At 70.8% G+C, this 17424-nt stretch carries 13 protein-coding genes; 4 read left to right on the top strand and 9 right to left on the bottom strand.

Annotated features, from left to right (window positions below):
* Position 1 precedes the first annotated feature (1 nt).
* From PH203_RS20560 to PH203_RS20545, 4 genes are read right to left on the bottom strand one after another with little or no spacing between them, the layout of a single operon-like run.
* Positions 2-1168, bottom strand: a complete 1167-nt coding sequence (locus tag PH203_RS20560) for a thiolase domain-containing protein (RefSeq protein ID WP_289921682.1) — start codon at positions 1166-1168, stop codon at positions 2-4.
* Positions 1165-2229 carry a thiolase domain-containing protein gene (locus tag PH203_RS20555; protein WP_289921681.1) on the bottom strand — a complete coding sequence of 355 codons (1065 nt, stop codon included), beginning with the start codon at positions 2227-2229 and terminating at the stop codon, positions 1165-1167. The genes PH203_RS20560 and PH203_RS20555 overlap by 4 nt, the downstream gene beginning before the upstream one ends.
* The gene (locus PH203_RS20550; protein ID WP_289921680.1) at positions 2226-3176 is read right to left on the bottom strand and encodes an OB-fold domain-containing protein; all 951 of its coding nucleotides are present in this window, start codon (positions 3174-3176) and stop codon (positions 2226-2228) included. The genes PH203_RS20555 and PH203_RS20550 overlap by 4 nt, the downstream gene beginning before the upstream one ends.
* A gap of 14 nt (positions 3177-3190) precedes the next feature.
* Complete coding sequence (locus PH203_RS20545; protein ID WP_289921679.1) at positions 3191-3991, bottom strand: crotonase/enoyl-CoA hydratase family protein; 801 nt, start codon at positions 3989-3991, stop codon at positions 3191-3193.
* Between the two features lie 180 nt (positions 3992-4171).
* Between PH203_RS20545 and PH203_RS20540 the strand changes: the two genes are divergently transcribed.
* Together PH203_RS20540 and PH203_RS20535 are read left to right on the top strand one after the other, a co-directional pair.
* Positions 4172-5800: an acyl-CoA synthetase gene (locus tag PH203_RS20540; RefSeq protein WP_289921678.1), complete on the top strand. Its 1629-nt coding sequence runs from the start codon at positions 4172-4174 to the stop codon at positions 5798-5800.
* A 49-nt stretch (positions 5801-5849) separates the two neighbouring features.
* Positions 5850-7688, top strand: a complete 1839-nt coding sequence (locus PH203_RS20535) for a sulfatase (protein WP_289921676.1) — start codon at positions 5850-5852, stop codon at positions 7686-7688.
* Here the strand turns inward: PH203_RS20535 and PH203_RS20530 are convergent.
* Positions 7666-8382 (bottom strand): alpha/beta hydrolase, encoded by a 717-nt coding sequence (locus tag PH203_RS20530; protein ID WP_289921674.1) that lies wholly within the window; start codon positions 8380-8382, stop codon positions 7666-7668. The two genes, PH203_RS20535 and PH203_RS20530, sit on opposite strands and share 23 nt — an antisense overlap.
* Before the next feature lie 37 nt (positions 8383-8419).
* Entirely contained in the window at positions 8420-9274 is an 855-nt protein-coding gene (locus PH203_RS20525; RefSeq protein WP_289921672.1) for an alpha/beta hydrolase, read from the bottom strand.
* 189 nt (positions 9275-9463) lie between these two features.
* Between PH203_RS20525 and paaK the strand changes: the two genes are divergently transcribed.
* Entirely contained in the window at positions 9464-10759 is a 1296-nt protein-coding gene (paaK, locus tag PH203_RS20520) for a phenylacetate--CoA ligase PaaK (RefSeq protein WP_289921671.1), read from the top strand.
* On the opposite strand, the gene PH203_RS20515 is transcribed toward paaK, so the two are convergent.
* Positions 10756-12249, bottom strand: a complete 1494-nt coding sequence (locus PH203_RS20515; protein ID WP_289921668.1) for an acyl-CoA synthetase — start codon at positions 12247-12249, stop codon at positions 10756-10758. The genes paaK and PH203_RS20515 overlap by 4 nt on opposite strands.
* Before the next feature lie 63 nt (positions 12250-12312).
* Between PH203_RS20515 and PH203_RS20510 the strand changes: the two genes are divergently transcribed.
* A complete protein-coding gene (locus tag PH203_RS20510; RefSeq protein ID WP_289921666.1) occupies positions 12313-14703 on the top strand; it encodes a penicillin acylase family protein in 2391 nt (796 codons plus the stop codon).
* A 6-nt stretch (positions 14704-14709) separates the two neighbouring features.
* Here the strand turns inward: PH203_RS20510 and PH203_RS20505 are convergent, their stop codons facing one another.
* Positions 14710-16263, bottom strand: coding sequence for an acyl-CoA synthetase (locus PH203_RS20505; protein ID WP_289921664.1), 1554 nt, complete (start codon positions 16261-16263; stop codon positions 14710-14712).
* On the bottom strand, positions 16260-17369 hold the full coding sequence (locus tag PH203_RS20500; RefSeq protein WP_289921663.1) for a nitronate monooxygenase family protein: 1110 nt from the start codon (positions 17367-17369) through the stop codon (positions 16260-16262). The genes PH203_RS20505 and PH203_RS20500 overlap by 4 nt, the downstream gene beginning before the upstream one ends.
* Between the last annotated feature and the right edge of the window lie 55 nt (positions 17370-17424).

The following is a 17424-nucleotide window of genomic DNA, read 5'->3' as shown; positions in this document are numbered from 1 at the left end:
TTCACGCATCAGGGGGTTCGGCCCCCACGAGCCACATCGAGAAGAACTGGGAGCCGCCGCCGTAGGCGTGCCCGAGGACCTTGCGGGCCCCGTCCACCTGGTGCTCCCCGGCCTGTCCGCGCACCTGGAGGGCCGCCTCGGCGAAGCGGATCATGCCGGAGGCGCCGATGGGGTTGGTGGACAGGACACCGCCGGACATGTTGACGGGAAGATCGCCGTCCAGCTCCGTCACCCCGGACTCGGTGAGCTTCCAGCCCTCGCCCTCGGCGGCGAAGCCGAGGTTCTCCAGCCACATGGGCTCGTACCAGGAGAACGGCACATACATCTCCACGGCGTCGATGTCGCGCCGCGGATCGGCGATGCCCGCCTGCCGGTACACGTCGGCCGCGCAGTCCTTGCCTGCCTGCGGCGACACCGCGTCCTTGCCGGCGAAGAGAGTCGGCTCACTGCGCATGGCGCCCCCGAGCATCCAGGCCGGCGGCCGCGGCGCACGGGCCGCCCCCGCCCGGTCCGTCAGCACCATCGCGCAGGCGCCGTCGGAGGACGGGCAGGTCTCCGAGTAGCGGATCGGATCCCAGAGCATGGGCGAGGCCTGGACCTTCTCCAGGGTGATGTCGTGTTCGTGCAGATGCGCGTACGGGTTCTTCAGCGCATTGCGCCGGTCCTTGTACGCCACCAGCGAGCCGACCGTGTCGGGCGCCCCGCTGCGCCGCATGTACGCCCGTACGTGCGGGGCGAAGAAGCCGCCCGCCCCGGCCAGCAGGGGCTGCTGGAAGGGGATCGGCAGGGACAGTCCCCACATGGCGTTGGACTCGGACTGCTTCTCGAAGGCCAGCGTCAGCACGGTCCCGTGCACCCGGGCCGCGACGAGCCCGGCGGCCACCAGCGCCGTCGACCCGCCGACCGAGCCCGCCGTGTGCACCCGCAGCATCGGCTTGCCCACCGCGCCGAGCGCGTCGGCGAGATACAGCTCCGGCATCATCACGCCCTCGAAGAAGTCGGGCGCCTTGCCGATGACGACGGCGTCGATGTCCGCCCAGGTCAACTCGGCGTCGTCGAGGGCGCGTCGGGCGGCCTCCCGCACCAGCCCCGCGATCGACACGTCGCGGCGCGCCGCGACGTGCTTGGTCTGACCGACGCCTACGACGGCCACGGGCTCCTTGCTCATCGCGGATCCCCTTCGAGTACGGCGACCAGGTTCTGTTGCAGACAGGGGCCGGAGGTGGCGTGGGCGAGCGCCCGGTCGGACTCGCCCCGGTGGATGCGGGAGGCGGCCTCGCCGATGCGGATGAGACCGGCGGCCATCATCGGGTTGGCGGCGAGCGCACCGCCGGACGGGTTGACGCGCACATCGTCGTCCAGCCGCAGCGCCCCCCGCAGGACGACCTCCTGCGAGCTGAACGGCGCATGCAACTCGGCGATGTCGACGGGCCGTTCGAAGGCACCGGCCTTCTCGGCGGCCAGGCGGGCGGAGGGTGAGTCGGTCAGGTCGCGGACGCCGAGGGAGTGCGGTTCGATGCGGTGGTCGATGCCGCGGATCCAGGCGGGCCGCGCACACAGTTCGCGGGCGCGTTCCCCGGCGGCGAGGATCACGGCGGCGGCCCCGTCGCCGACGGGCGGGCAGTCGCCGGTGCGCAGGGGCCGTACCACGTAATCACCTTGCGGGACGGGCCCCTTGAGCTGGGCGCGCGGGTTGTCGACCGAGCGGCTGCGGGCGCCGACGGCGGCCAGGGCCGGTTCGTCGGTGTCGCCCGCGTCGATGAGCGCCTGGGCCTGGAGGGCGGCGAGGGCGACGGAGTCGGGCCACAGGGGGGCCACGTAGTACGGGTCGAGCTGCCGGGTCAGCACATCGCGCAGGGAGCCCGGCGAGGACTTGCCGTAGGAGTAGACGAGGGCGGTGTCCGCGTCCCCCGTCAGCAGCTTGGTCCATGCCTCGTACAGGGCCCAGGCGCCGTCCATCTCGACGTGCGACTCGGAGATCGGCGGCCAGGCGCCGACGCCGTCGAGGGCGAGGGTGAAGGAGAAGGCGCGGCCTGCGAGGTAGTCGCTGGAGCCGGAGCAGGTGAAGCCGATGTCGGCGGTCTTGAGGCCGGTCTGGTCGAGGACGTCGTGCAGGACCGGCATGAGCATCTCCACCTCGGACTGTTCCGCGGTGGAGCGCAGGACGTCGGACTGGGCGAAGGCGACGACGGCTATCTCGCGCACCCCTGAGCTCGCTTCGCTGGTCACAGCAGCTCCTTGTACATCTCGTAGTCCGCGTCGGGTTCGCCGGTGGGCCGGTAGTGGTCGGGATAGCGGCCCCCTTCCGTCCACACCGGCTCGACCCGCAGCCCCATCCGCACCTGGTCGTACGGGATGCCGCCGATCCGCCCGTGCAGGGCGAGGTCGGCGCCGTCGAGGGCGATGTGGGCGTAGACGTAGGGGACTTCGATGTCGAGATTCGCCGTATGCGCGGCCTTGATGTTGACGATGCAGAACGTGGTGACCGTGCCGCCGGGGCCGACTTCGACCTGTTCCGAGGTGGCGACGCCGCAGGTCGGACAGGCGCCGCGGGGCGGGACGTACACCTTGCGGCAGGACGGGCAGCGTTCGCCGACGGCCCGGTGTTCGGCGAGGGCGTTGATGTAGGCGGTCTGGGCGCGGCCGGGTGAGTAGGTGTAGTCGAGGCGGGCCGCCGCGACGATGCCGGTGACCGGGTCCTCGAACTCGCCGCTGTGACCGGCCGGTTCGGCAGCCTCGCCGTCGTACGGCTCGAAGCAGGCGATGTCGGTGATCGCGCCGACGCGGTCCTCGGCCCAGCGGACGCGGACCCGCATGCCGGTGTGGACGGCGTCGGGCCCGGGGGCGTCGAGGGCGTGGAGGAGGGCGGTGTCGGCGCCGTCGAGGCGGACCAGGACCCAGGCGAAGGGGGCCTCCAACGGCTGGCCGCGGCGCGGCTCGTGGTTCCAGGCCCAGGTGGTGACCGTTCCCGTGGGGGCGACTTCGACGAGGTCGCGGATCTCCTCGGCGGTGACGGGGTCGTACTCGACGGGGGGTACGAGGGTGCGGCCGTCGGTGGTCTTCACGCCGAGGACGACACGGTCGCGCAGGCCGGTGAGGAAGGCGCTCTGGACGGGTCCGAGGGAGCGGGTGAAGGGGAATTCGACGACCAGGGGAGCTTTGAGGACTTCGGGCACGGTGAACTCCCTTGTCAGGCTCGCTTGTAGACGGGCGGGCGCTTCTCCGCGAAGGCGCGGGCGCCTTCCTTGGCGTCGGCGGTGTCGAAGACGGGCCAGCCGCGCTTGAGTTCGGCGGCGAGGCCTTCGGTCTCGGTGAGCTCGGCGGTCTCGTAGACCGACGCCTTGACGGCCTCGACCGCCAACGGGCCGCAGGCGTTGATCTGTTCGGCGATCTCCAGGGCCTTGGTCAGCGCCTGGCCGTCGGGGACGACATGGCCGATCAGGCCGATGTCCGCGGCCTCCCGGGCGGTGTACGGGCGACCGGTGAGCAGCATCTCCAGGGCGTGGGTGCGGGGGATCTGCCGCTGGAGACGGACGGTGGAGCCGCCGATCGGGAACAGGCCGCGTCTGACCTCGAAGAGGCCGAAGGTGGCCGACTCGCCGGCGACGCGGATGTCGGTGCCCTGGAGCATCTCGGTGCCGCCCGCGACGCAGTGGCCCTCGACGGCGGCGATCACCGGCTTGCGGGGGCGGTGGTGGCGCAGCATCGCCTTCCAGTGCAGATCGGGGTCGGCTTTGAGCCGGTCGCGGTACTGCTCCCCCTCCATGCCCTTTCCGGCCAGGGCCTTGAGGTCCATGCCCGCGCAGAACGAGCCGCCCGCGCCGGTGAACACGATCGAGCGGATGGAGTCGTCGGCGTCGGCCTCGACCCAGCCGTCGTACAGGCCGACGAGCATCGCCAGCGAGAGGGCGTTCCTGGCCTCCGGCCGGTTGAGCGTGAGCACCAGTGTGGCGCCCTCGCGCCGCACGGTGAGGTGTTCCGTCCCACCCATTGACCGTCTCCCCTCGAAAAGCTCTCCCACTGGCAGAACGAGAACAGGTTGCAGGAGTGGACCCGGCTCTTCAAGAGTTTTCTGACAGACAGTCAGATTTCTTCGCGCGGAGCCTTCACAGTGAGCCCGCCCTTTGCTCTGATGACCGGCAACCGGTGCGGAGCGAGGTCAGGAGGAGCGGTGGAGTACAACCTTGCCGACCTGTTCGAGTCGGTCGTCGACGTGGTCCCGGACCGCGAGGCGCTGGTGTACATCGACATCCCCGGCACGGGTGCGGAGCGCCGGCTGACGTACGCGGAGCTGGACGCGGCCGCCAACCGGATCGCTCACCATCTCATCGACAGCGGGATCCGGCCGGGTGAGCACGTCGGGCTGCATCTGTACAACGGGATCGAGTATCTGCAGGCGGCGATCGGCTGCCTCAAGGCCCGGATCGTGCCGGTGAACGTCAACTACCGTTATGTCGAGGACGAGTTGGTCTATCTCTACCGGGACGCCGATCTGGTGGGGCTGGTCTTCGAGACGGAGTTCACGGACCGGGTGGCGGCGGCGCTGCCGCTGTCGGAGAAGCTCCGGCATCTCATCAGGGTGGGTGCCGGAGGCTCGGGCCCGGACGCCGTGAACGCCCTGGACGCCGTGGACTTCGCGGAGGCCGAGGCGGGCGGGTCCCCGGAGCGGGGGTTCCCGAAGCGTTCCGGGGACGACCAGTTCATCATCTACACCGGCGGCACCACCGGGATGCCCAAGGGTGTGATGTGGCGTCAGGAGGACCTGTTCTTCTCGGGGATGGGCGGGGGCGCCCCGACCGGCGAGCCGGTGAAGAAGCCCGAGGAACTCGCCGAGCGGGTCGCGGCCGGCGGCGCGGGGATCACCTTCTTCCCCACTCCCCCGCTGATGCACGGCACGTCCACGCTCACCGCGTTCATCGGCTTCAACTTCGGCCAACGGGTCGTGCTGCACCGCAAGTTCTCCCCCGAGGACGTCCTGCGGACCATCGAGCGGGAGAAGGTCTCCAGCATGTCCCTGGTCGGGGACGCGATGCTGCGGCCGTTGATCGACGCCCTCGAAGGGCCGATGAAGGGCACGGACACCTCGTCGATGTTCACCGTGTCCTCGTCGGGCGCGATCATGTCGGACACCGTGCGCCGGCAGTTCCAGGCGCTCGTCCCGAACGTGATGCTCCTGAACAACTTCGGCTCCTCCGAGTCCGGCTTCAACGGCACGGCGACGGAGGACTCCGGGCCCGACCGCGGCTTCCGCGTCCGGGTCAACTCCCGTACCCAGGTGGTCGACCCCGCCACCCACGAGCCGGTGGCCGTGGGCGAGGTGGGCCGGGTCGCCCAGTGCGGCCATGTGCCGCTCGGCTACTACAACGACCCGCGGAAAACCGCCGAGACCTTCTTCGAGAAGGACGGCGAGCGCTGGGTGCTCCTCGGCGACATGGCGACCGTCGACGAGGAGGGCGTCGTCACCGTCCTCAGCCGGGGCTCGCAGTGCATCAACACCGGCGGCGAGAAGGTGTACCCGGAGGAGGTCGAGCAGGCGCTGAAGTCCCATCCGGACGTGTACGACGCGCTCGTCGCCGGGGTGCCGGACGCGAAGTGGGGACACCACGTGGCGGCCGTCGTACAACTGCGGGAGGGGGCGGTACGACCCTCCCTGGACGACATCCAGACGCACTGCCGGACCCAACTGGCCGGGTACAAGATCCCGCGGCAGCTGGTGATCGAGGAGTCGATACGGCGATCCCCCAGCGGGAAGGCGGACTACCGGTGGGCCAGGGAGGTCGCCGTGCGGGCGGACGGGTGAATTCCGGTCCGTCGTGTTGAACCGAAGGTGACGTGCGAACGTACTGGTGATGGCAGGCTCACTCACAGGGCCCTGTTCGCCATGCCATCGCAAGACCGTACGGAAGGACCGCCGGGTGTCGCTCTTCACACCTCGCTCTCGTCAGCAGCCGGAAGCCACCGGGAGCGAGGCGGACCCCGTCGTCGAGGCTGAAGGGACCGAAGGAGCCGGAGGAACCGAAGGGGCCGAAGCGGTCACCCGGAAACCGGGATGGTTCGGCTGGCGGGCCCGGTATCCCCGTACCGCACGCGGTGTGACCATCGGTACGACCGTCCTGGCCGGGGCGCTGGTGCTCGGTGCGCTGCTCATGCCCAACCGGCTCGACCGGATGAATCTCCAGGCCTTCCTGCGCCTTCCCGTCGAGGCGGTCCTCCTCGCGGGCCTGCTGCTCGCGCTGCCGAGGCGGGCACGGCGGATCACGGCCGTCGTCGCGGGTGTGGTCCTGGGGCTGCTGAGCATCGTCAAGTTCCTCGACATGGGCTTCCGTGAGGCCCTGGCCCGGCCGTTCGACCTGGTCTTCGACTGGATCCTGCTGGACGACGGGGCGGACTGGGTCAGGGAGTCGTTCGGCCGCACCGGGCAGGTGCTCGCGGTGACCGGGGTGATCGCGCTGTTCGTCGCCGTGCTCGCCCTGTGCACGCTGGCGGTGGTGCGGCTGTCGAACGTCATGGTCCGGCACCGCCCGGTGGCCGCCCGCACCACCCTCGTCCTCGGCATCGCGTGGATCCTCTGCTTCACCCTGGGCGTGCAGTACGGCGGAGTCACCCTCGCCACCAAGGGCAACTCGGAGTTCGTGGCCAACCGGGTGCAGCAGGTGCGCGACGGCATCTTCGACGCCGAGGTCTTCGAGAAGCAGGCCGCCGTCGACGCGTTCGCCAAGACCCCGCCCGACCAGCTGCTGACCGGGCTGCGCGGCAAGGACGTCCTGTTCACCTTCGTCGAGAGCTACGGCCGGGTGGCGATCGACGACCCGGCGATGGCCCCGCAGATCGACGCGGCCCTCACGGCGGGCGACAGCAGGCTCAAGGCGGCCGGTTTCGCCTCCCGCAGCGGCTGGCTCAGGTCGCCCGTGACGGGCGCCGGCAGCTGGCTGGCCCACTCGACGTTCCTGTCCGGCCTGTGGGTCAAGAACCAGCAGCGCTACCGGAGCCTGACCACCGGCGACCGCGCGACCCTCACCAGCTACTTCCAGAAGACCGGCGACTGGCGCACGGTCGGGATCGTCCCGGGTGTGCGCAAGACCTGGCCCGAGGGCAAGTACTTCGGCCTCGACCACATCTACGACTCCACACACCTCGGCTACAACGGCCCCTACTTCAGCTGGACCCCGGTGCCCGACCAGTTCAGCCTGGAGGCCTTCGAACGCCTGGAGCACGGCAAGAAGAACCGTGACCCGATCATGGCGGAGATCATCCTGGCCTCCAGCCACAACCCCTGGTCCCCCATCGCCCGCATGGTCGACTGGGACCAGCTCGGCGACGGCTCGGTCTTCGAGCAGATCAAGAAGGAGGGCACCGACCCCAAGGAGGTCTGGAAGAGCTCCGAGCGCGTCCGCACCGAGTACCGCAAGGCCATCGAGTACTCCCTGCAGAGCCTCACCGAATGGGTCCAGCGCTACGGCGACGACGACACGGTCCTCGTCTTCCTCGGCGACCACCAGCCCGTCCCGACCGTCACCGGGGGCAGCACCAACAAGGACGTGCCCATCACGATCGTCGCCCGCGACCCGAAGGTCCTCGACCGGGTCTCCGACTGGGGCTGGACGGACGGCCTCAAGCCCGCCGCGAACGCGCCGGTGTGGGGCATGGACACGTTCCGCGACCGCTTCATGACGGCGTACGCGAAGTGAGACCGGCCTCGTGGAGGAACGGCTCCACGGCGGCCAGGAAATCGTCGGGGCGGGTCTCGTGCACGAGATGTCCGGCGTCGATGGTCACGAGCCGGGCATCGGGAATGCGCTCGGCAACGGCCGCGACCTGCTCCTGAGGAATGGAACTGTCGGGCCCGCCCCCGATCACCAGCGTGGGCATGGTGATCCGCCCCATGTGGTCCCACCACACAGGATCGGGGGCGTTGCGCTGCTCGTCCGTCGCCCGCACCATCTCCCAGTCGAACGGCAGGTCTCCGTCGGGGCGTTCGGCGGGCGGCCGGGGCGGGTCGAGCGGGAGGGGCGCGGGTACGTCCTCCAGCACGAGGCGGCGTACGAGTCCGGGTGTCCGCTGGGCGAGGAGACAGGCGACGACGCCGCCGAGGGAGTGGGCGACGACGTCGGTGCGTGCGATGCCGAGGGCGGTCAGGAAGCCCTGTACGTCGTCGCGCATGTCCTCCAGGGCATAGGTGCCGGGCCAGTCGCTGCGCCCGTGGCCGCGCAGGTCGGGGGCGAGGACGCGGCGCGGGGACGGACTCGCGGCGAGCTGTTCGGCGACCGGCACCCAGTCCGCTCCGTCGGCGCCGCGGGCGTGCAGCAGGAGAAGCGGCGGCGCGGTGCCGGGCCCCCAGGTGCGGTAGGCGAGGGTGATGCCGTTGGCCTTGACGGTGTCCATGGCGGGAAACGTAACCGGCGGGGTTCGGGTATGGCGCCTACTCTGCCGAGGGCAGAGCGGGATCGAGGAACGTGAGGATCCGCCGCACGAACCACTCCGGATCGTCCAGCCACGGATAGTGTCCGGCGCCGGGCTGCACCGCGACCTCGGCGGCGGGAAACACGTCGGCGGTCCGCCGGGCCAGTTCGGGCCGGGGCGCGTTGTCGACCTCCCCCGAGAGTACGAGCACCGGACGCTCCAGCCGGGCGAGGGCCTCCCGGGTCGCGGGCGGGTCATAGGCGCCGGGGGATCCGTACACGTCGGCCGCCTCGTCGTTGAACTCCTGGTCACCGCGGGCGTCATGAGCGGCGGCGGCCTCGTCCCAGCGGCCGTAGAAGAAGGGCGCGAACACGGGGTCGTAACCACCGGTCCCGTCGAGCGAAGCCGCGAACGCGGGGAATGCCGTGTCGAACCAGGGCTCGCCCTTCCGCAGCAGGGCCGCCGCCAACCGCTCCTCGTCGGTCACCGGCATCCCCAGCGCCCACGGGATGGCGGTGACCAGCACCAGCCGCCGCACCCGCTCCGGGTACCGGGCCGCGTACAGCATGGCGAGACTGCCGCCGGCCGAGTGCGCGAGCAGGTCCATCCGCTCCAGCCCCAGCTCGACCCGCAGCGCCTCCACGTCGTCGACGAGCCGGTCACAGCGGTACGTCGCCGGATCGGCCGGTGCCGCGGACTCGCCCGTGCCCCGCAGATCCAGCAGCACAAGCCGCCGGTGGGCGCTCAGGCCTCCCAGGTCCCCGAGGTAGCCGGAGGCCCGCATGGGCCCGCCGGGGAGGACGACGAGGGGTTGACCGTCGCCCCGGAGGTGATAGGCGAGCTGGGTCCCGTCGGGGGCGGCGAAGATCGGCATGGCGCCCATCCTCGGCGCTGCCCGCGCTGGGCCGCAACGGGGTTCCGTCAGAGGGCGACGGGGCGGTGAGCCGAGAAAGTGTGGGGCGCCCTCTTGCCTGATCACGGGTGGGCTGGATTACTGATCCCCGAGACCTCGACCGAATGATCGGTCGCCCGTATTGCTGTGATCGGCGAGGGAGGCGTCCCGGTGGCGGATGCGACGGAGCTGTGGGACGCGGGGGAACGGCTCGATGAAGAGGCGTTGAGGGCACTGCAGTTGGAGCGGCTCCAAAGGGCCCTGCGGCATGCGTACGACAACGTGCCGTTCTACCGGGAGTCCTTCGACAAGGCCGGTGTCCGTCCCGAGGACTGCCGTACCCTCGCCGACCTCGCCCGGTTCCCCTTCACCACCAAGGCGGACCTGCGCGAGAACTACCCGTACGGGATGTTCGCCGTGCCACGGGATCAGGTCCGCCGTATCCACGCCTCCAGCGGCACCACCGGAAGGCCGACCGTCGTCGGGTACACGGACGGTGATCTCGCCCTGTGGTCCGACATGGTCGCCCGTTCCCTCCGGGCGGCGGGCGGGCGGCCCGGTGACATCGTGCATGTGGCGTACGGATACGGCCTGTTCACCGGCGGCCTCGGCGCCCACTACGGTGCCGAGCGGCTCGGCTGTACGGTCGTCCCCGCGTCCGGCGGTATGACGGCGCGTCAAGTCCAGCTGATCCAGGACCTGAAGCCCGGCATCATCATGGTGACCCCGTCGTACATGCTGACGATCCTCGACGAGTTCGAGCGGCAGGGCGTCGATCCACGGGGCACCTCGCTGCGGGTGGGGATCTTCGGGGCCGAGCCCTGGACGGAGCAGATGCGCCGGGAGATCGAGGAGCGGTTCGCGATCGACGCGGTCGACATATACGGGCTGTCGGAGGTCATCGGTCCGGGCGTCGCGCAGGAGTGCGTGGAGACCAAGGACGGCCTCCATGTGTGGGAGGACCACTTCTTTCCCGAGATCGTCGACCCGGTCACCGGCGAGGTGCTGCCCGACGGGGAGAAGGGTGAGCTCGTCTTCACCTCGCTCACCAAGGAGGCCATGCCCGTCATCCGGTACCGCACCCGGGACCTGACGCGGCTGCTGCCGGGCACGGCACGGGTGTTCCGGCGGATGGAGAAGGTCACCGGCCGCAGCGACGACATGGTGATCCTGCGGGGCGTGAACCTCTTCCCCACGCAGATCGAGGAGATCGTGCTCCGCACCCCGGGCGTCGCACCGCACTTCCAGCTCCGCCTCACCCGTGAGGGGCGACTCGACGCCCTGACCGTGCGGGCCGAGGCCCGGCCGGACGCCACCCCTGAGGACCGGGACGCGGCCGCGCGGGCCATCACCGCGGCCGTGAAGGACGGTATCGGCGTGTCCGTCACCGTGGAGATCGTCGAACCCGAGTCGCTGGAGCGGTCGGTGGGCAAGATCCGGCGGATCGTGGACCTGCGGCCGCGCTAGCTCAGGCGGTTCCTGAGCTCCCGTTTCAGGATCTTCCCGCTCGCGTTCCGCGGCAGCTCGTCCACGAACACCACCCGCTTCGGTGCCTTGAAGTGGGCGATCTTCTCGCGGGCGTGGGCGATCAGAGCCTCCTCCGTCACCTCTCCCCTGGGCACGACCACCGCCGTGACCGCCTCGATCCACCGCTCGTCGGGCAAGCCGATCACCGCCACCTCCGCGACGGCCTCGTGCGTGTACAGCGCGTCCTCGACCTGGCGTGAAGCGACCAGTACGCCACCGGAGTTGATGACGTCCTTCACCCGGTCGACGATCGTGAAGTAGCCGTGGGCGTCGCGCACCGCGAGGTCGCCGGAGCGGAACCAGCCGTCGCGGAATGCCTCGGCGGTCTCCTCGGGCTTGTCCCAGTAGCCCTCGCACAACTGCGGTGAGCGGTAGACGATCTCGCCGGGCGTGCCGTCGGGGACGTCCTTGCCGTCCTCGTCGACCACCCGGGCATCGACGAACAGGACGGGGCGGCCACAGGAGTCCATGCGGCCCTTGTGCTCACCGGGCGCCAGGACCGTCGCCAGGGGGCCGATCTCGCTCTGGCCGAAGCAGTTGTAGAAGGCGAGTTTCGGAAGCCGTTCGCGCAGGCGCTCAAGGACGGGCACCGGCATGATCGACGCGCCGTAGTACGCCTTGCGGAGGCCGTCGAGACGGCGGGTCGCGAAGTCGGGGCGGTTGGACAGCCCGATCCACACCGTCGGCGGGGCGAACAGGCTGTCGGCGCGGTCCGCCTCGATCAGGTCGAAGATCCGGTCGCCGTCGGGGGCGTCCAGGATGATGTTCGTCGCGCCGACCGCGAGGTAGGGCAGCAGGAACACATGCATCTGCGCCGAGTGGTACAGCGGGAGCGAGTGCACCGGGCGGTCGCCCGCGCTCAGGTCCAGGGCCGCGATCGCGCTCAGGTACTCGTGCACCAGGGCGCGGTGCGTCATCATCGCGCCCTTCGGCAGGGCCGTCGTACCGGAGGTGTAGAGCAGCTGGACGAGGTCCTCGGTGCGCGGCTCGGGGCCGTCGTACACGGGTGCCGATTCCAGGCGTGCCAGCAGGGAGTCGTCCGCGTCGCGCAGGGGCGTCGTACGGACGCCTTCGCCCAGCCGGTCCGCCAGGTCCGGGTCCGCGAGGACCAGCGTGCTGCCCGACTGGCCCACGAGGTACGCCAGGTCCTCGCCGGTCAGGTTCTGGTTGACGGGGACGTGCACCAGGCCCGCGCGGGCGCAGGCGAGGAAGGCGATGAGGTAGGCGTCGGAGTTGTGGCCGTAGGCCCCGACCCGGTCACCGGGCTCAAGACCTTCGGCGAGCAGCACGCTCGCCGCCCGGGAGACGGCCTCGTCGAGCTCCTCGTACGTCCATGAGCGGTCGCCGTACTCCACCGCGACCCGCGCCGGGGTGCGCCGGGCGCTGCGGCGCAGCACCCCGTCAACCGTGCTGCCTTGTCCGGGCGTCATACAGAACAACCTACCCGTTGGTACGCTCAACCGCTCCTTCCCTCAATGACGTTGGGAGGCACCATGCGCACCCGCCTCAGACGCACGGTCGTCACGGCCGTCGCCCTGCTCACCGCCACCTCCGCCCTGCCGGCGGCCGCGGTCGAGAGCCGCAACCACGAGCGGCACCCGTCGCACGGCGGACTGTCCGCCACGATCCGCTACACCGAGTACGGCATCCCGCACATCCTCGCCAAGGACTACGCGGACCTCGGCTTCGGCACCGGCTGGGCCCAGGCCGCCGACCAGGTGTGCACGCTCGCCGACGGTTTCGTGACCGTACGCGGCGAGCGCTCCCGCTACTTCGGGCCCGACGCCGCGCCCGACTTCTCGCTCTCCTCCGCCGCCAAGAACCTCTCCAGCGACCTCTACTTCCGGGGCGTGCGGGAGGCGGGCACGGTCGAGAAGCTGCTCGCCGAACCGGCGCCGGCGGGGCCGAGCCGGCAGGCGAAGGAACTCATGCGGGGCTTCGCGGCCGGCTACAACGCCTGGCTCAAGCAGAACCGCATCACCGACCCCGCCTGCAAGGGCGCCGCCTGGGTGCGCCCGGTGACGACCCTGGACGTGGCCGCGCGCGGGTTCGCGCTCGCCGTCCTCGGCGGGCAGGGGCGTGGTGTGGACGGCATCACCGCCGCCCAGCCGCCCACCACGGCCGCCGCAGTGACACCCGATGCCCGGGACACCGCGCGTGCGGCGCGTGAACTCCTCGCCACGGACACCGCCGACATGGGCTCCAACGCCGTCGCCTTCAGCGGCGCCACCACGGCCGGCAGCCGCGGACTGCTGCTCGGCAATCCGCACTACCCCTGGCAGGGCGGCCGCCGCTTCTGGCAGTCCCAGCAGACCATCCCCGGTGAACTGAACGTCTCCGGCGGCTCGTTGCTCGGCACGGCGACGATCTCCATAGGCCACAACGCGAACGTGGCGTGGAGCCACACCGTGGCCACCGGCGTCCCGCTCAACCTCCACCAGCTCACCCTGGATCCGGCCGACCCCACGACCTACCTCGTGGACGGCAAGCCGGAGCGGATGACCAAGCGCACGGTGACGATCCCGGTGAAGGACGGCACCGCGGTCACACGGACCCAGTGGTGGACCCGGTACGGACCCGTCACCACCTCCCTCGGAGCGGCGGTCCCGCTCCCGTGGACGAGCACGACGGCGTACGCCCTCAACGACCCCAACGCCACCAACCTGCGCGCCTCCGACACCGCCCTCGGTTTCAGCAAGGCGCGTGGCACGGCAGGCGTCCTCGGCTCGCTCCAGCGCACGCAGGGCCTGCCGTGGGTGAACACGATCGCCGCCGACTCGGCCGGCCACACCCTGTTCACCCAGTCCCAGGTGCTCCCCCGCATCACCGACGACCTCGCCCAGCGCTGCTCGACCCCGCTGGGGAAGCTCACCTATCCGTCGGCGGGGCTGGCGGTCCTGGACGGCTCGCGCACCGACTGCGCGCTCGGCAGTGACGCGGACGCCGTGCAGCCGGGCGTCTTCGGTCCGGCGAAGATGCCGACGCTCACGGACGCCCCGTACGCGGAGAACTCCAACGACAGCGCCTGGCTGGCCAACGCGGACCGGCCGCTGACCGGGTACGAGCGGGTCTTCGGCACCATCGGCACACAGCGTTCGCTGCGGACGCGCGGCGCGGTCGAGGACGTGGCGGCGATGGCCGGGCGCGGGCGGCTGACCGTGCGGGACCTTCAGGCACAGCAGTTCGCCAACCGGGTGCCCGCGGGCGACCTCGCCGCGGCGGACGCGGCGAAGGCGTGTGCGGCGCTGCCGGGAGGTACCGCGACGGGCAGCAACGGCACGGCAGTCGACGTGCGTGAAGCGTGCGGGGTGCTCGGCGCGTGGGACCGCACCGTGAACACCGACAGCCGGGGCGCACTCCTCTTCGACCGGCTCTGGCGCAGGATCCCGGCCGCGCAGTTGTGGAAGGTGCCGTTCTCGGCGGCCGACCCGGTGCGCACCCCGAACACCCTCAACACGGACTCGGCAGCCTTCCCCACGGCCCTCGCGGACGCCGTGACCGAGCTGCGCGCGGCGGGCATCCCGCTCGACTCCCCGCTCGGGCGGCACCAGTTCGTCGTACGGGGCGGACAGCGCATCCCGGTCTCCGGCGGCACCGAGTCCCTCGGCGTCTGGAACAAGGTCGAGCCGGTGTGGGACCCGGCCGGCGGGGGCTACACGGAGGTGACCACCGGCTCCAGCTACATCCAGGCCGTCGGCTGGAACGGCAGCCGCTGTCCGGTCGCCCGCACCCTTCTGTCGTACTCCCAGTCCTCGAACCCGAACTCGCCCCACTACAGCGACCAGACGCGGCTCTACGCCCAGGAGAAGTGGGTGACGTCCCGCTTCTGCGAGAAGGACATCCTGTCGTCTCCGTCGCTGAAGGTGGTCCGGGTCCGCTCGTGAAAGGGGTCAGACGGGCCGGGTGCGCCCCTCCCAGTACGGGTCCCGCAACCGCCTCTTGTACAGCTTGCCGTTGGGGTCCCGGGGCATCTCGGTGATGAAGTCGACCGTCTTGGGGCACTTGTAGCCGGCGAGTTGTCCGGCGCAGTGGGTGAGGAGGTCGGTGGCCAGCTCCGGTCCGGGTTCATGGCCCGGGGCGGGTTCGACCACGGCCTTGACCTCCTCGCCCCAGTCGTCGTGCGGGATGCCGAAGGCGGCGGCGTCGGCGACGGCGGGGTGGGAGAGGAGGACGGACTCGATCTCGGCGGGGTAGATGTTGACCCCGCCCGAGATGATCATGTCGATCTTGCGGTCGCGGAGGAAGAGATAGCCGTCCTCGTCGAGAAGACCCAGGTCGCCGACGGTGAAGAAGTCGCCGATGCGGTTCTTCCTCGTCTTGGTCTCGTCCTTGTGGTACGAGAAGCCGCCGGTGTTCATCTTCAGGTAGACCGTGCCCAGTTCACCCGGCGGCAGCCGGTTGCCGTCGTCGTCGAGGACGGCCAACTCGCTGATGGGCCAGGCTTTTCCGACCGTGCCGGGCTTCTTCAGCCAGTCCTCCGCCGTGGCGAAGGCGCCGCCGCCCTCGCTGGCCGCGTAGTACTCCTCCACGCACGGGCCCCACCAGTCGAGCATCGCCCGCTTCACATGGTCGGGGCAGGGGGCGGCGCCGTGGATGGCGTGGCGCATGGAGGAGACGTCGTAGCGGTCCTTGACGTCCTGCGGCAGGGCCAGCAGACGGTGGAACTGGGTCGGGACCATGTGGGTGTGGGTGCACTGCTCGCGGTCGATCAGGCGGAGCATCTCCTCGGGTGTCCACTTGTCCATCAGTACCAGTCGGTGGCCGATGTGCAGGGACGCGCTCGCGAACTGGAGCACTGCCGTGTGGTAGAGCGGTGAGCAGACCAGGTGGACGTTGTCGTCGTACGGCTTGATGCCGAAGATGCCGAGGAAGCCGCCGAGGTAGGCCTCCTCGGGGAGCTTGCCGGGCAGGGGGCGGCGGATGCCGCGGGGGCGGCCCGTGGTGCCCGAGGTGTAGTTCATGACCCATCCGAGCTCGCGGTCCGCGGGGGCCGACTCCGGTTGTCCGTCGAGGAGTTCGGCGTACGGACGGAAGCCCTCGACCTCGCCGATCGCGTACCGGTGGGTGGCGGGGAGGCCGGCCTCGTCGGCGGCCTGGCGGGCGGGGGCGGCGAAGCGTTCGTGGGCGAGGAAGACCTTGGCGCCGGAGTCGGCGACGATCCAGGCGATCTCCGGGCCGACGAAGTGGTGGTTGACCGGGACGAGGTAGAACCCGGCCTGGGTGGCGGCGAGATGGGCGGTGAAGAACTCGACGCCGTTGGGCAGGACGACGGCGAAGGCGTCGCCGCGTTCCATACCGGCCGCGCGCAGGCCGTGGACGAGACGGTTGGCGGCGGCGTGCAACCGGCCGGCGGTCCACTGTTCGCCGTCCGGAGCCACGAGGACGGTGCGGTCGGGGTCGGCGGTGGCCTGGGCCCAGAAGCCCGCGGGGGGTGTGCTCGTCACTGGCCGCTCCTTCCGGCGATGCGGTTGATCCGGTCGACGGCCTGGTCGAAGCCGCGGGTGAGGTCGTCGAAGATCTCCTGGACGGCGCGTTCGCTGTTCATGCGGCCGACGATCTGCCCGACCGGGGTGCCGAGCAGCGGCTCGACCTCGTACTTCTGGATGCGGGTGAGGGCGTCGGCGACGAGCAGGCCCTGGAGGGGCATCGGGAGGGTGCCGGGGCCGTTCGGGTCGTCCCAGGCGTCCGTCCACTCGGTACGCAGCTGGCGTGCGGGTTTCCCGGTCAGGGCGCGGGAGCGGACCGTGTCGCCCGAACCGGCGGCGAGCAGCTTGCGCGTCACCGCGGACGAGGACATCTCCGCCTCGGTGCAGGTGAGCCAGAGCGAGCCCAGCCACACACCCTGCGCACCGAGTGCCAGCGCAGCGGCCACCTGGCGTCCGCTGCCGATACCGCCCGCGGCCAGTACGGGCAGCGGGTCGACGGCGTCGACGACCTCCGGCGTGAGCACCATGGAGGCGATCTCACCGGTGTGCCCGCCGGCCTCGTACCCCTGGGCGACGACGATGTCGATGCCGCCTTCCTTGTGCTTGAGGGCGTGCCGGGCGCTCCCGGCGAGCGCGGCGACGAGGACACCACGGTCGTGCGCGCGTTCCACGACATCCGCGGGCGGTGAACCGAGGGCGTTGGCGAGCAACTTGATCGGATAGTCGAAGGCGACGTCGAGCTGGGAGCGCGCGACCTGCTCCATCCACCCGGTGATCCGCCAGCCGGACGCCTCCCCCTCGGCCAGTTCCGGCACGCCGTACTTGGCGAGGGTGTCCTTGACGTACTGCCGGTGTCCCTCGGGGATCATGGCCTCGACGTCGGCCTCGGTCACGCCCTCGACCTTCTTGGCGGGCATCACGACGTCCAGCCCGTACGGCCTGCCCTCGACATGGGCCTCGATCCAGTCCAGGTCGCGTTTGAGGTCGTCGGGGGCGGTGTAGCGGACCGCGCCGAGCACGCCGAAGCCACCGGCCCGGCTGATGGCCGCAGCGACGGCGGGGAACGGCGTGAAGCCGAAGAGGGCGTACTCGACTCCCAGTTTCTTGCTCAGCTCCGTCTGCATGGGCGCAGGATGCCGCAGTCCTCCGGAGGACGGAAGAGGTTTCCTGATGCTCCGT

The organism is Streptomyces sp. S.PB5 (assembly GCF_030403745.1).
Classification (GTDB): domain Bacteria; phylum Actinomycetota; class Actinomycetes; order Streptomycetales; family Streptomycetaceae; genus Streptomyces.
The sequence above is the reverse complement of the archived record's forward strand: the minus strand, read 5'-3'. Positions and strand labels throughout refer to the sequence as shown.

Excerpts from the sequence above, each read along its gene's own strand:
- PH203_RS20515 (WP_289921668.1), bottom strand. The coding sequence starts at position 12,249 with ATGACGCCCGGACAAGGCAGCACGGTTGACGGGGTGCTGCGCCGCAGC.
- PH203_RS20500 (WP_289921663.1), bottom strand. The coding sequence starts at position 17,369 with ATGCAGACGGAGCTGAGCAAGAAACTGGGAGTCGAGTACGCCCTCTTC.
- PH203_RS20560 (WP_289921682.1), bottom strand. The coding sequence starts at position 1,168 with ATGAGCAAGGAGCCCGTGGCCGTCGTAGGCGTCGGTCAGACCAAGCAC.
- PH203_RS20530 (WP_289921674.1), bottom strand. The coding sequence starts at position 8,382 with ATGGACACCGTCAAGGCCAACGGCATCACCCTCGCCTACCGCACCTGG.
- PH203_RS20535 (WP_289921676.1), top strand. The coding sequence starts at position 5,850 with ATGGCAGGCTCACTCACAGGGCCCTGTTCGCCATGCCATCGCAAGACC.
- PH203_RS20510 (WP_289921666.1), top strand. The coding sequence starts at position 12,313 with ATGCGCACCCGCCTCAGACGCACGGTCGTCACGGCCGTCGCCCTGCTC.
- PH203_RS20545 (WP_289921679.1), bottom strand. The coding sequence starts at position 3,991 with ATGGGTGGGACGGAACACCTCACCGTGCGGCGCGAGGGCGCCACACTG.
- PH203_RS20525 (WP_289921672.1), bottom strand. The coding sequence starts at position 9,274 with ATGCCGATCTTCGCCGCCCCCGACGGGACCCAGCTCGCCTATCACCTC.